Here is a 13,965-nt window from a genome sequence, read left to right as displayed (position 1 = left end):
AATGTCCTCGTCTTATGTCCAATGGTACAAGAGAGTGAAGAAACCTTTATAGAATGGAAAAGGATTAAATCGGAAAAAATCATTTATCTGCCGACGGTATATGGGCCATGGCAGCCTGTAACAATGGCTTTTGCAGCAGCAATTAGTGATGTTGATACAAACGATATACGAACGTTCAAGAATGACTATCGCCAAGATGCCATCTTCATTGATGATGTTCTTACTGCACTGGCTGAGATTCAAAAACAAGAGCATCAGACGATTATTTTAGAAAGTACGAGTGAAAATCAGTGGGCAGCTTGTGCGGAAGAATTAAACATCAAAACGCTTACACCTACAGAGAATAGGGTATATAATGAAAAAGCTGTTTATCATAAAGTGATTAACTCTGTTACGCCCAAACAAGGAATTGCTTTACAAATCGAACATTTTGAAAAAATGAAGCGGTTGAGTATAAGGGAGTAACTGAGATAGAAGAAATTTTATTGCAGGTAGTGTAGAATAAAAAATGGGTAAATGAAAAAGGATAGCGTGGAAGGAGGATGGATAGAATGTCCGAAGATAAAACATTAGAATTTATGGGGATTGCTATGAAGTACTTCCCAGAGGCAAAAGCAAAATTAGACGCTTCAGGTATTGATTTCACAATGGATTTAGCTGAGCCGTTTATGGATTTATTTAAAAAAATTATGCAAGAAGCATATGAACTGGGAATAAAAGATGCAACGAAATAAGGAATAGGCAGTCTTAAAGGACTGCCTATTTTTTTTCGCTGCTAAATTTCGTTAATAAGGTAATAAGAACCGGACTTAACTTTTTCAACGACGGCTTCAAATCATCGTAAACAGTCATTAATGTGTCAACGCTCTCCATTAACTGCATATAATCAATCGTTGATTCAGGAGCGGGAGGTTCAATGGGTTCCTTTTGTGGAGTTTCTCTTGAGGAGAACATCATCCGAGAGAAGGGGTCTTTTCGAACCGATGGTTTCTGTGTTTCTTCGTTTTCCATAGCGTTACTCTCCTTATCGAACGTTTTGTTACTACTATATGTCTGCCTTTTTGGAAAGGCGCAGGCTCATGTCCGGATACACTGAAAAGAATATCGATCCTAAACAAGTTCTTGCAACATGGTCTAGTTTTGTATAAAATTAGTACCAGGTAATATTAATTGATGATAATATTTTATTTATAAATAAGGGGCTGGTACTATGAATGCTGGGATACTTGGAATGGGCCGCTATTTGCCAGAAAAGGTTTTAACTAATTTTGATTTGGAAAAAATGATGGATACTTCTGATGAATGGATCCGTACCATGACTGGTATAGAAGAACGCCGAATAGCTGGTGATGATTGTCATTCGTCGGATATGGCTTTTGAGGCAGCAAAAGCGGCATTAAAGGATGCAGAAGTGAACGCTGAAGATATTGATTTAATATTAGTGGCCACAGTCACACCTGATCAGCCATTTCCCACTGTCGCATGTATGCTTCAAGAAAAGCTTGGCGCAAAAAAGGCAGCAGCTATGGATGTGAGTGCGGCATGTGCAGGATTTATGTATGCAATGATTACGGCTTCGCAGTTCATTGCTACTGGAGCCTATCGTCATGTTTTAATTGTTGGTGTTGAAAAGCTCTCTAGCGTAACAAATTGGAATGACCGTAATACAGCTGTCCTTTTTGGAGATGGCGCTGGTGCAGCAGTTATTGGTCCTGTATCTGAAGGACGCGGAATTCTTTCGTTTGAATTAGGTGCTGATGGATCGGGAGCCCCGCATTTGTATCAAAATGAAGATCATATTGTGATGAATGGCCGCGAAGTGTTTAAATTTGCGGTTCGTCAGATGGGGGAATCTTCATTAAATGTGATAGAAAAAGCAGGTCTGACACTGGACGATATTGATTTTCTAGTTCCTCATCAGGCAAATATCCGCATTATGGAAGCGTCAAGAGAACGTCTGAAGCTCCCCGTTGAAAAAATGGCGAAAACGGTTCATAAATATGGAAATACTTCATCCGCATCCATTCCAATCGCTATGGTGGATGCACTCGAAGCTGGTAAAATCAAAGATGATGACGTACTTGTATTGGTAGGGTTTGGCGGAGGATTAACTTGGGGCGCCATTGCTCTCCGCTGGGGAAAATAAAGGAAACACACAATGGGATGAAAAGATAACGTTACTAGTAAAGGGGCGAAAATGAATGAATAAACGCAGAGTAGTAGTCACAGGAATCGGGGCAGTGACCCCGCTTGGAAATGATGCAGAAACAACGTGGGAAAATATAATTGCCGGTAAATCAGGCATTGGGCCATTAACAAGATTAAATGCAGAAGAATTTCCAGTGAAGGTCGCCGCAGAAGTAAAAGACTTTAATATTGAACAATATACAGACCGTAAAGAAGCACGGAAGATGGACCGTTTCACTCATTATGCAATTGCAGCGGCAGCAATGGCTGTCAAAGATGCTAATCTAGAAATTAATGATGGAAATGCTGAGCGCATTGGAGTATGGATTGGTTCTGGTATCGGCGGACTTGAGACGCTGGAAACACAACATGAAATCTTCTTAAAGCGCGGCTATAAGCGAGTGAGTCCATTCTTTGTACCAATGATGATTCCGGATATGGCAGCAGGTCAGGTTTCAATTATGTTAGGCGCTAAGGGGATTAACTCTTGTACGGTCACCGCATGTGCAACGGGAACGAATTCAATTGGTGATGCGTTTAAAGCCATCCAGCGAGGTGATGCAGACGCCATGGTAACTGGCGGTGCTGAAGCTCCTATTACGAAAATGGCTGTTGCTGGATTCTGTGCCAATACGGCGCTGTCAACAAATCCAGACCAAAACTCAGCCAGCCGACCTTTTGACAAAGATCGAGATGGATTCGTTATTGGTGAAGGTGCTGGAGTCATTGTCCTAGAAGAACTTGAATATGCTCAAAAACGCGGTGCGAAAATTTATGCAGAAATTATTGGATACGGTTCAACTGGCGATGCTTATCATATTACTGCACCAGCACCAGGCGGCGAAGGTGGAGCCCGCGCCATGAAACAGGCACTCAATGATGCAGGGATGACACCAGAAGATATTCAATATATTAATGCTCACGGTACAAGCACCGCTTACAATGACCAGTATGAAACAATGGCAGTTAAAGAAGTGTTTGGCGAACATGCTTATAAACTGGCCATGAGCTCGACCAAATCGATGACAGGACACCTATTAGGGGCAGCTGGAGGAATTGAAGCAATCTTCTCCATCCAAGCAATCCGTGATAGTGTAATCCCTCCAACAATCAATCTTGTTAATCCTGATCCAGATTGTGATCTTGATTATGTTGCTGAAGGTTCCAGACAAGCAGAAGTAAATGCAGTAATGAGCAATTCTCTTGGTTTTGGCGGACATAATGCGACGATTGTTTTTAAAAAATTTCAAGCGTAACGTAGTCCCCTCCTGAATATTCAGGAGGGTTTTTTTCAAATATTTCGTATCCCCTGCTAAAAAAGTATGAATAAGCAACAGTAATTTACATAAAGTCAAAAAGTAGAGTAGGGGCAACAGTTAGTATCTAACATATTATATGTGGCATAGAGCAAATGGGGGTGCATCTTAGATTGGGCATTATAGAAACGGATAACTGGTTAAGGGAAGATCGTATGAATCCGGTCGCGATCTGTGACCGTTTAAAACATTTATTTTCAAATGAGGACCCTGAAGAAATTTACCGTTTTTTGCAGAATCACGGCATGTATACAAAAGCCATGAGGCTCGACCCTCTGGTAGACAAGATGACTGAGGAGAAAGTTTGGATACGAGCTAAGAGCATTTTAAACAAGTTGCAAAAAGGATGGAACGGACCAGATATCCCTGTGTATATTTTTCCGCTGCGATCGTCGGGATTTCTTTCTCGTTCTCTTGAAAGTAAGTCCGGGTTGGCTTTCACTGATAAATTATTTTTGTTTATCAAACCGGATATCAGCGAGTTAGAATTTAAAGCATTGATCATTCATGAGTACCATCATGTCTGTAGGTTGAAACAATATAAAAAAAGTGAATGGGAATACACACTGCTGGACTCAATGGTGATGGAGGGGCTTGCAGAACATACGGTTAAGCATTATTTAGGGAAAAAGGCGCTTGCACAATGGACATCTCTTTATAAAGATAGTGAGCTTGAGAAGCTGTGGAACAGTTATATAAAAGAGAATATATCAATTAAGCGGGACACTCGTTTACATGACAAACTTTTAGTGGGAAGAGCACCCTATCCTAAAATGCTTGGTTATAGTATTGGATATTACCTCGTTCGAAAAGCCGAACCTTTCGAAATTAAGCTTTCCTTTTCAATTGAATCGAAAAAGTTCATCGAGGGAATCATTTAGTCTCTCGATGAATTTTATCAGGTTGCCCAATTCAGGAATAATATTTCAATAATCTGCCTATACTGATGGACATACAGATTACGTTAGTGAGGGGTAAAAATATGCTATATCTTCATGATGTTTGGGTAAATTGGTTTGAGGGTGAGGAAAACGGCTATAATATTTGTCACTTTCACGAGTGGAGAAAAGATGATGGAATTGAACTGCTCGATCAGGTTCCGCTTTTAAAGATCTCCGCATTGCTTTTCAACTACATAGAGAACGACTTAATGGAACTGCCAAAAGCGTTATTGAATGATGTTTTCCAAAAAGCATTTGCAAGAAAAAATCACGAACGAATTCAGCTGGATTATTGTTTTATCATTACAGATGGTAAAGGAATATTAGCGGTCGACACCATTGGATATCATATACCCATCCGAAAAAGTCGTTTAATCCCGAGGCAGGAACAAATTGTGTTTGATATGATCGACAATCATCCCGATATGGATTATTCCTTTGAAGATAGCGTAACGGAAAGAGAATATCATATTTTATCACCCGATCCATTGTTCATGAATGGGTTAACGAGAAAAGAACGACAATTAAAGCAGCTGTTGTTTATGGCTATGGATCATCTATCAACGGCAAAGCATACAGCAGAAATGAGATACTGGTATACGGAATGGGCTCCAGAAAAATATGCCGAAATACAAGAGATGGAATTTGATCAGGCTTGGGTAGAACTATATAATGCCATCCAGTATGGCTGGACGGATAAGCATCTCCAGCTTTGTGAACATCTTATTAAAGGTCAGCCGTTTTTTGAAAAGCTTTGGGAATTAGAAGTAGGGGACAGTCCCTCCATGCTATAAAAAAATAAACGAGAAAGCCCGCCTGGTTCCTAGGCGGGCTTTCTCGTTTTCGTTTATTTCTTTCTTTTACGCCCAAGGCCCATAGCGTTACTCATCTTCTTAATCATTTTGTTCGCTTCTAGGTTTGCTTTTTCTGCACCACGGTCCAGGATGTCATCAAGTTCAGTTGATTCAAGCAGCTCATGATAGCGGTCTTGAATGGGTTTGATTTCGCTTAAAATGACTTCAGCTAAATCTGACTTGAAATCTCCATAGCCTTTGCCTTCATATAACTTCTCAATGTCTGGAATGCTTTTTTTACTGAAAATCGAGTAAATAGAGAGCAAATTACTGACACCAGGTTTGTTTTCTTTATCATATTTGACTATACCTTCAGAATCGGTGATCGCACTCTTGATTTTTTTCTCAATTTGTTTTGGATCATCAAGAAGAGTAATAGTCGCTTTTTTATTTGAATCTGATTTGCTCATTTTTCTAGTTGGTTCTTGCAAAGACATAATCCGTGCTCCAACTTTTGGAAGGCTGATTTCAGGGATTGTGAAGATATCATTGTATTTTTTATTAAAGCGCTCCGCCAAATCACGGGTCAGTTCAATATGTTGCTTTTGATCGTCTCCTACAGGAACTAGGTCAGAGTTGTAAAGCAGAATATCACCAGCCATTAATGGCGGGTATGTGAGAAGTCCGGAATGAACACTGTCTTTGCCGTTTGCTTTATCTTTGAACTGAGTCATTCGCTCAAGTTCACCAATTGTAGAGATACATTGCAGCATCCAACCAGCTTGTGCATGAGCAGGGACTTCAGACTGAATAAAAATCGTGTTTTTTTCTGGATCTAATCCAATTGCCAGATAAAGAGCCGCAAGATTACGGATACTTTTTCTTAATTCAAGCGGATTCTGTGGAACTGTAATTGCGTGCTGATCAACTATACAGAAGTAGCAGTCATATTCATGCTGCAGTTCAACAAATTGTTTGAGGGCCCCAATATAGTTTCCTAGCGTTACGGAACCGGTAGGCTGTATGCCTGAGAATATTCTTTTCACTATAGTCACTCCTTAAATATAAAACCATATCTCTCTTATTGTAGAGATAAATGCTGGATGAATCCACTGTTTTAGAATTCATTAGTAAAATTATAGACATTTAATTGATTTTCTATAAGTAGTAGAAGCCTAATCCAGCAAGAACGACTACAAGAAGGGTAAGGCCGATTAAGAAAAAAACACCTAAATTAATGGAGAAAATAGTAGACAGACGTGATATTTCTTCTTCTTCACCAATGGGCTTCTGAGATTCAAAGAATTTGCGAAAGGTGTAGAATATACCATCAAAGAGCCCCTTTTGAATGACAAACAGTAAAAGTGTAAACAAAAGGATGGAGCTTGCTAGGTAAAAGGTTATATCAATAAAATAAAGCAGTGACAATTCGTGATAAATGATCAAGGAAAGACAGATAGCAAGAAGAATAAAAAAAGAAGTCCATAAACTGTATTTTTTCATATAGGAGTACTCCGTTCTATTAGTAGAATGTAAAATAGTATAGCAAAAAAGAAGACTAACCAGATAATTTAAATCATTAAAAGTTATTTGAGTATAAAGATAATAATCCAGTGGTGAAACTCTACCAATATAATACTATGAATTTATTAGGAAAACATAAAACAATATACCTACTTAACTTTAGTGCTAAACTCCGTTAAAGCGATAAAAGGACTAAAAATTAGTGAATTCTTTGAATTATTTACTATTTTTATAATTTATTAAACTTTTTTGAAAAAGTATATATACAAAAGTCTGAAAAATTGTATAATAATCTTTGTGGACTAAAAAAAAGAAAAGGGGTGTCGGGTAATTGAAAAATTCTAAATTTTCACTGCTTTTAATATTAACACTTGTGCTGAGTGTTTTCCTTGCAGCATGTGGAGGAAATGATACGGACAAGACTACTGGCAGCAAAGAAGAAAAAGGCGGAGAGAAGGCTAAAACCGAAGTACCGCAGGAAATGAAAGTTTTAGACTCAGCTGAAATACCTACTATGGATACAGTCCTAGCAGAAGGATCTACAAGCTTCACTTACATTAATAATGTTGGAGAAGGATTATACCGTCTAGATCAAGAAGGCAAGGCAGTACCAGCGTTAGCTGACGGAGAGCCGACAACTAATGAGGACAAAACGGTTTATACGTTTAAATTAAGAGATGCTAAATGGTCTAATGGGGAGCCTGTTACGGCACAAGATTTCGTATTCGCTTGGCAGCGTGCAATTGACCCGAAAACTGCTTCGCCATATGGTCCATATATGATGAACGGCAAAATCAAAGGCGCACAAGAAATCACTAATGCTGCAGCTGATAAAAAGGAATATGATTTAAATACGTTAGGTGTAGTAGCAAAAGATGATAAAACACTAGAAGTAACACTAGAAAAGGCATTCCCGTTTGCGGCTGACCTTTTTGCTTTCCCTACTTTCTACCCGCAAAATGAAAAATTTGTTACTGAAAAAGGCGACCAATATGCAAGCAACGCTGAAAACATGATCTACAACGGACCATTCACAATGACTGAATGGGATGGACCAGCAGGTGCTGAGTGGGTTTTAGAAAAGAACGATACTTATTGGGATGCTGACTCAGTAAAATTGAATAAAATCACAGTAAATGTTGTTAAAGATCCTGGTGCTCAGGTTAATGCATTTGAAGCTGGCGAAACTGATGTTACTGGTCTGCTTTCATCTGATTTAGTCCCTACATATGAGGGTGATGAACGCATGTTCAGTGAATTATCAGCGAGCGTTTTCTGGTTAAAAATGAACCAAAAAAATGAAGCACTTCAAAACTTAAATATCCGTAAAGCAATTGCACAAGGGTTTAACAAAGATGACCTTGCTGCAAGTATTTTAAACAATGCATCAGTTCCGGCTAACTACATGGTGCCGCAAAACTTTGTGAGTCTTGATGGTAAAGATTTCCGTGAGAAAAATGGAGATTTAATTACTTATAATTTAGAAGAAGCACAAAAAGCTTGGAAAGCAGGCTTGAAAGAACTAGGTGTGGATAAATTAACAATTAGATACCTTGGCGGCGATACAGAAGCTTCTAAGAAAATTGATGCTTATATGAAGAATCAGTTAGAGAAAAATCTTCCTGGTTTAACTATTGATTTAGAAAGTGTTCCCTTCGCAGTTCGTTTAGAGCGTGATAACTCAATGGATTACGATTTACAAGCTGCTGGCTGGGGACCTGACTATGGAGATGCCATTTCATTTGCTGACCTTTGGGTAACAGATGGCGGAAGTAACAGAATGGCGTATTCAAATAAAGAATACGATAAGTTAATTAAAGCTGCTCAAACTGATCTTGCTACAGATCCAAAGGCAAACTTTGAAGCATTGCAAGAAGCTGAAAGAATTTTACTTCAGGAAGACTTTGGTATTGCACCGATCTATCAACGTGCAGAAAACTTCCTAATTAATCCTAAAGTGAAAAATATCGCAACTTACAAGTATGGTCCAGATTACTGCTACAAATGGGTAACTATCGGAGAATAATCACATAAGGGTTTTCATTTCTAATAGTTTATATTACAGAAAATGGAAAGAGAGTATAGTAACGTATACTCTCTTTTTCCCTTTGGTTATAATTTTCAAAATATACTTAATATTCACTATATAGGAGGTGCACAAATGGCGAAATATCTCTTGAAACGGGTCTTTTATATGATCATCACTTTGTTTGTGATTATCTCATTGACCTTCTTCTTAATGAAGTTGATTCCTGGGACTCCATTTGCTAGCGCAAATAAATTACAGCCAGAACAATTGGAGATTATGAAAGATAAATACGGATTGGACGAGCCGATAGTCGTACAATATGCCAAATATATGGGGAATGTTGTGCAAGGTGATTTAGGGACTTCTTTCCAATTTAATAATGTACCAGTTACGGAACTGCTGGTGTCAAGAATCGGTCCATCCATGACACTGGGCTTCCAAGCTATGTTTTTCGGTACCATTATTGGGATTTTCTTAGGAGTAATTGGGGCTTTAAAACAAAATACCTGGGTAGATTATGGTTCTACTTTTATTGCTGTACTAGGCAAATCTATTCCCAATTTTGTTTTTGCAGGTCTGCTGCAATATTACATCGGTGTGAAAATGGGATGGCTTCCAGTGTTGTTCTGGAAGGGTTGGGAATACAGTATTATGCCAACGATTGCACTGTCAATGTTCCCGATAGCAATTACAGCAAGATTTATTCGGACAGAGATGATTGATGTACTAGGTTCGGATTATATTACGTTAGCCAAAGCAAAAGGAGCTAATTACTTCGAAATTGCCTTTAAGCATGGTCTTAGAAATGCCTTAATTCCAGTTGTAACGGTAATTGGGCCATTGGCTGTTTCCATGATGACAGGTTCACTTGTTGTTGAAAAGATATTTGGTATTCCTGGAATTGGCGATCAATTCGTAAAATCGATACAAGTAAATGATTATTCAGTAATCATGGGAACGACGGTCTTATTTTCTGTACTATTCGTCGTGATTATTTTAGTTGTTGATATTCTTTACGGAGTTATCGATCCAAGGATTAGACTGTCAGGAGGTAAAAAATAATGGCGAATTCGCAGATAAAATTAAGCAAAGACAAGTTCTCACCTGCCATTATAGATTCTTCCTTAGGTGAAGTAATCGATAAGCCTAGTTTAAATGCTTGGCAGGATGCATGGTTGAGGATGCGGAAAAATAAGGCTGCCATTGTTAGTATTGTGGTTGTTTTCTTGATTATTCTTCTTGCATTCACCGGCCCTCTTTTCAGCGGTAAGGAAGCTAAAACACAAACACTCCCGCATAACAATCTGCCAGCAAGAATTCCTGTTTTAGAAAATATCAGCTGGCTTCCGTTTGATGGCATGAGAACATTAAATAATGGAACTCAAGTTGATATTTATGAGCAAAAAGGAATTGAAGAGTATTATTGGTTCGGTACTGATGGGCTTGGTCGAGATTTATTTACAAGAGTCTGCGAAGGTACTCAGATTTCTCTTTATATTGCTTTTTTAGCGGCTCTTCTTGATATGCTGATTGGTGTCACATATGGAGCGGTTTCAGGATATTTTGGCGGCAGGCTGGATAACTATATGCAGCGCTTCACAGAAATTCTATCTAGTATTCCGAACTTAGTAATTGTTATTCTAATGATTCTAGTATTTAAACCTGGTATTGTTTCGATTACATTAGCATTAGCTCTTACGGGCTGGGTGAGTATGGCACGTGTTGTGCGGGCGCAAACGATGAAAATGAAAGAACAAGAGTTTGTAATGGCTTCGCGTACGTTAGGAGCTTCAAATGCGAAAATTATCTTTAAACATCTTTTACCCAATATGGTAGGGGTTATTCTTATCAATACGATGTTTTCAATCCCTAATGCAATATTCTTTGAAGCATTCTTAAGCTTTATCGGGCTTGGCCTTCAAGATCCGCTTGCTTCATTGGGAACCTTGATTGATGATGGTTTTAAAACATTAAGATTATATCCTCATATCGTAATATTCCCATCGATTGTAATAAGCTTAATTATGATTAGCTTTAATATGATTGCAGACGGTCTTCGTGATGCACTAGATCCAAAAATGCGTGATTAAAGGCAGGTGACTATAATGGAAAATATATTAGAAGTTAAAGATCTTACTATTTCATTTCATACCTTTTCAGGAGAAGTACAAGCTATTCGTGGAGTGGATTTCGAACTTAAAAAAGGGGAGACATTAGCGATTGTTGGTGAATCCGGTTCAGGGAAATCTGTAACAACCAAATCCATTATGAGGCTGCTGCCCCCTGGAAACTCTGAAATTAAACGCGGTGAAATTCTCTTTAATGGTAAAGATTTAGCTAAATTGAGTGATAAAAGCATGCAGAAAATTCGTGGGAAAGAGATCTCAATGATTTTTCAGGACCCAATGACTTCATTAAATCCAACCATGAAAATTGGCAAGCAAATTATGGAACCAATTATAAAACATCAAAATATGAGCAAATCGGAAGCAAAAGAGCGTGCAATGGATTTACTTCGTTTGGTGGGCATCCCTAATGCGGAAGAACGCTTTAGACAATACCCGCATCAATTTTCGGGCGGGATGAGACAGCGTGTAGTTATTGCAATTGCTCTTGCCTGTAATCCTAAAGTGTTGATCGCTGATGAACCAACTACAGCGTTAGACGTAACCATTCAAGCTCAAATTTTAGAATTAATGAAAGACTTACAAAAGAAAATTGATACATCAATTATCTTTATTACGCATGATCTTGGTGTTGTCGCTAATGTTGCGGACCGTGTAGCGGTTATGTATGGTGGTAAAATTGTGGAGATTGGTACAGTTGATGAAATTTTCTATAATCCAAAACACCCGTATACGTGGGGACTAATCAGTTCTATGCCTAGCTTGGATTCGAAAGATGATGAATTGTATGCAATACCAGGAACACCTCCTAACTTGTTACATCCGCCTATTGGGGATGCATTTGCACCGCGGAACGAATATGCCATGCAAATCGATCTTGAAGAGCAACCGCCAATGTTCAAAGTTTCAGATACACACTATGCAGCTACATGGCTTCTGCATCCAGATGCACCTAAGGTTGAACCCCCTCTGGCTGTGAAAAAAAGAATGGATCAATTCCAGACATGGCAGGAGGTTAAATAATGGAACAACGTGAGAAATTAGTGGAGATTAGAAATCTTAAACAATACTTCAATGCTGGGAAACCAAGTATGGTTAAAGCAATCGATGATATTTCCTTTGATATTTACAAAGGAGAAACGCTGGGGCTAGTGGGTGAATCTGGTTGTGGAAAGTCTACTACAGGCCGGACAATCATCCGTTTATATGATGCTACTGATGGAGAAGTCTTCTTTAATGGAGAAAATGTTCATAATACGAAATCAAAAGCTCAGTTAAAAGATTTCAATCGCAAGATGCAAATGATCTTTCAAGATCCTTATGCTTCATTAAATCCGCGGTTAAAAATCGTTGATATTATCGCAGAAGGTATTGATATCCACGGACTAGCTAAAAACAAGGAAGATCGTATGCAACAGGTTCATAAACTTCTGGAGACAGTTGGATTGAATCGTGAGCATGCCAGTCGTTATCCTCATGAATTCTCTGGCGGTCAGCGTCAGCGGATTGGAATAGCCCGTGCGCTTGCTGTACAACCAGAATTTATTATTGCCGATGAACCAATTTCTGCTTTAGATGTTTCCATCCAGGCTCAAGTTGTAAATTTACTTAAAAGACTGCAAATTGAACATGGATTAACGTATCTTTTCATTGCACATGATCTTTCCATGGTTAAATATATCAGTGATCGTATTGGGGTTATGTATTTTGGTAAAATAGTAGAACTTGCACCCAGCGAGGAGTTATACAAAAATCCAATTCATCCATATACACAATCATTGTTATCAGCTATTCCTGCTCCAGACCCATATAGTGAACGGATGAGAAAGCGGAAAGTATACAACCCAAACATTCACGGATATGACGAAGGTGAAGACTTGCAAATGCGTGAAGTAAAGCCAGGTCATTTCGTTTATTGTTCGGAAAAAGAGTTTAAACAATACCAAACGATTCATACAAAATAAATTAAAAACGATCTCATAACGAGATCGTTTTTAATTTGCCGAAAAAAGTCGAAAAAGAGGCTTAAGATACTAAAACAGGTGGTATAGAAGGAAGACGATGTTTTCGGGTAAGATGTACATAATAAAGAAATAATACTGAAAAAGAGGAAACGTTTCATGTTTATTCTGTAAGTGGGGTAATCCTATACATTAAAGAAAGGAGTTAAAGAATGAAATTTCTAAATAAAATGCTGATTTCGAGCGTAGCTTTAGCAAGCTCATTAACTGTCATCAACCCCTCCGTTCTTGCTGAAACTGATAAGGCCGAGTCAGGACACCAAGCGAGTCAGCTTGCGCTAACGAAAAAGGTCTTGCCTGATAAAATGGATCGGTTTAAATATGAAACCAATTTTACCTTTAAATATCCTGATGCCGTCCGCGGTATTTATCTCACTGGTAATTCTGCAGGAGGAAAAAAATTCGCCAACCTTCTAAATTATGTTGAAAAAACTGAATTGAATGCAATGGTGATTGATATAAAAGATGATTGGGGGAATATTACGTATACTCCTGAGGATCCTGATTCACCCTATGCTGATATTGCAAAGAACTACATATCGGAACCTGTAGAGATGTTGAGTAAGCTTGAAGAGAAACAAGTTTATCCAATAGCGAGAGTTGTGGTCTTTAAGGATTCTGTTCTTTCAAAGAAAAAACCAGAGTGGTCCTTCGTGGATAACGGGGAAACTTGGAAGAACGGACGAGGTGAATCGTTTGTTAATCCGTTTATGAAAGAAGTTTGGGACTATAATATCGGAGTCGCAATAGAAGCTGCGAAAATGGGCTTCCAAGAAATTCAATTTGATTATGTTCGTTTTCCTGAGGGTTTTGAAAAGAGAGAAGAATCGCTAAAATATTCAATGGGTGAATACGAAGGAACATCAACTAATCACACTCAAAAACGTGTACAGGCAGTAACAGACTTCGTCGCTTACGCTAAAGAAAAATTAAAACCATATGATGTAAAGGTATCTGTAGATATTTTTGGATATGCAGCAACTTTACCAGAAGCACCAGGAATTGGTCAAAACTTCTCTAAAATATC

The 13,965-nt window shown here is 38.5% G+C and carries 15 protein-coding genes; 12 read left to right on the top strand and 3 right to left on the bottom strand.

Features of this window, described 5'->3' with window-relative positions:
• On the top strand, positions 1-465 hold a 465-nt coding region (locus AC52RT_RS07900), incomplete at its 5' end, for a hypothetical protein (protein WP_495540234.1).
• A gap of 86 nt (positions 466-551) precedes the next feature.
• The gene (locus tag AC52RT_RS07895) at positions 552-734 is read left to right on the top strand and encodes a ComZ family protein (RefSeq protein WP_040374450.1); all 183 of its coding nucleotides are present in this window, start codon (positions 552-554) and stop codon (positions 732-734) included.
• A gap of 25 nt (positions 735-759) precedes the next feature.
• Here AC52RT_RS07895 and AC52RT_RS07890 read toward each other — a convergent pair whose 3' ends face one another.
• Positions 760-1,011 (bottom strand): hypothetical protein, encoded by a 252-nt coding sequence (locus AC52RT_RS07890; protein ID WP_495540233.1) that lies wholly within the window; start codon positions 1,009-1,011, stop codon positions 760-762.
• Between the two features lie 199 nt (positions 1,012-1,210).
• On the opposite strand from AC52RT_RS07890, the gene AC52RT_RS07885 reads away from it, so the two are divergent.
• From AC52RT_RS07885 to AC52RT_RS07870, 4 genes are all read left to right on the top strand, one after another.
• Positions 1,211-2,146: a beta-ketoacyl-ACP synthase III gene (locus AC52RT_RS07885; protein WP_495540232.1), complete on the top strand. Its 936-nt coding sequence runs from the start codon at positions 1,211-1,213 to the stop codon at positions 2,144-2,146.
• A 55-nt stretch (positions 2,147-2,201) separates the two neighbouring features.
• A complete protein-coding gene (gene fabF, locus AC52RT_RS07880; protein WP_495540231.1) occupies positions 2,202-3,443 on the top strand; it encodes a beta-ketoacyl-ACP synthase II in 1,242 nt (413 codons plus the stop codon).
• Positions 3,444-3,616: 173 nt separating this feature from the next.
• Complete coding sequence (locus AC52RT_RS07875; RefSeq protein WP_495540230.1) at positions 3,617-4,384, top strand: DUF2268 domain-containing putative Zn-dependent protease; 768 nt, start codon at positions 3,617-3,619, stop codon at positions 4,382-4,384.
• 101 nt (positions 4,385-4,485) lie between these two features.
• A complete protein-coding gene (locus AC52RT_RS07870) occupies positions 4,486-5,238 on the top strand; it encodes a YjbA family protein (protein ID WP_495540229.1) in 753 nt (250 codons plus the stop codon).
• A 53-nt stretch (positions 5,239-5,291) separates the two neighbouring features.
• Here AC52RT_RS07870 and trpS read toward each other — a convergent pair whose 3' ends face one another.
• Positions 5,292-6,287, bottom strand: a complete 996-nt coding sequence (gene trpS / locus AC52RT_RS07865) for a tryptophan--tRNA ligase (RefSeq protein WP_495540235.1) — start codon at positions 6,285-6,287, stop codon at positions 5,292-5,294.
• A 109-nt stretch (positions 6,288-6,396) separates the two neighbouring features.
• Positions 6,397-6,741: a DUF3899 domain-containing protein gene (locus AC52RT_RS07860; RefSeq protein WP_495540228.1), complete on the bottom strand. Its 345-nt coding sequence runs from the start codon at positions 6,739-6,741 to the stop codon at positions 6,397-6,399.
• Positions 6,742-7,093: 352 nt separating this feature from the next.
• Here AC52RT_RS07860 and AC52RT_RS07855 point away from each other — a divergent pair, with 352 nt between their 5' ends.
• From AC52RT_RS07855 to AC52RT_RS07830, 6 genes are all read left to right on the top strand, one after another.
• Positions 7,094-8,788 (top strand): peptide ABC transporter substrate-binding protein, encoded by a 1,695-nt coding sequence (locus AC52RT_RS07855; protein ID WP_495540227.1) that lies wholly within the window; start codon positions 7,094-7,096, stop codon positions 8,786-8,788.
• Between the two features lie 135 nt (positions 8,789-8,923).
• The gene (gene opp3b, locus AC52RT_RS07850) at positions 8,924-9,853 is read left to right on the top strand and encodes an oligopeptide ABC transporter permease (protein WP_495540226.1); all 930 of its coding nucleotides are present in this window, start codon (positions 8,924-8,926) and stop codon (positions 9,851-9,853) included.
• Entirely contained in the window at positions 9,853-10,881 is a 1,029-nt protein-coding gene (gene opp3C, locus AC52RT_RS07845; RefSeq protein WP_495540225.1) for an oligopeptide ABC transporter permease, read from the top strand. The genes opp3b and opp3C overlap by 1 nt, the downstream gene beginning before the upstream one ends.
• A 15-nt stretch (positions 10,882-10,896) precedes the next feature.
• Positions 10,897-11,940 carry an ABC transporter ATP-binding protein gene (locus AC52RT_RS07840; RefSeq protein WP_495540224.1) on the top strand — a complete coding sequence of 348 codons (1,044 nt, stop codon included), beginning with the start codon at positions 10,897-10,899 and terminating at the stop codon, positions 11,938-11,940.
• Positions 11,940-12,881, top strand: a complete 942-nt coding sequence (locus AC52RT_RS07835) for an ABC transporter ATP-binding protein (protein ID WP_495540223.1) — start codon at positions 11,940-11,942, stop codon at positions 12,879-12,881. The genes AC52RT_RS07840 and AC52RT_RS07835 overlap by 1 nt, the downstream gene beginning before the upstream one ends.
• A 209-nt stretch (positions 12,882-13,090) precedes the next feature.
• The coding region (locus AC52RT_RS07830) for a putative glycoside hydrolase (protein WP_495540222.1) at positions 13,091-13,965 on the top strand (875 nt) is incomplete at its 3' end.

The sequence above is a fragment of the Peribacillus sp. genome (genome assembly GCF_059453735.1).
This window is presented reverse-complemented; position numbering and strand designations above follow the sequence as displayed.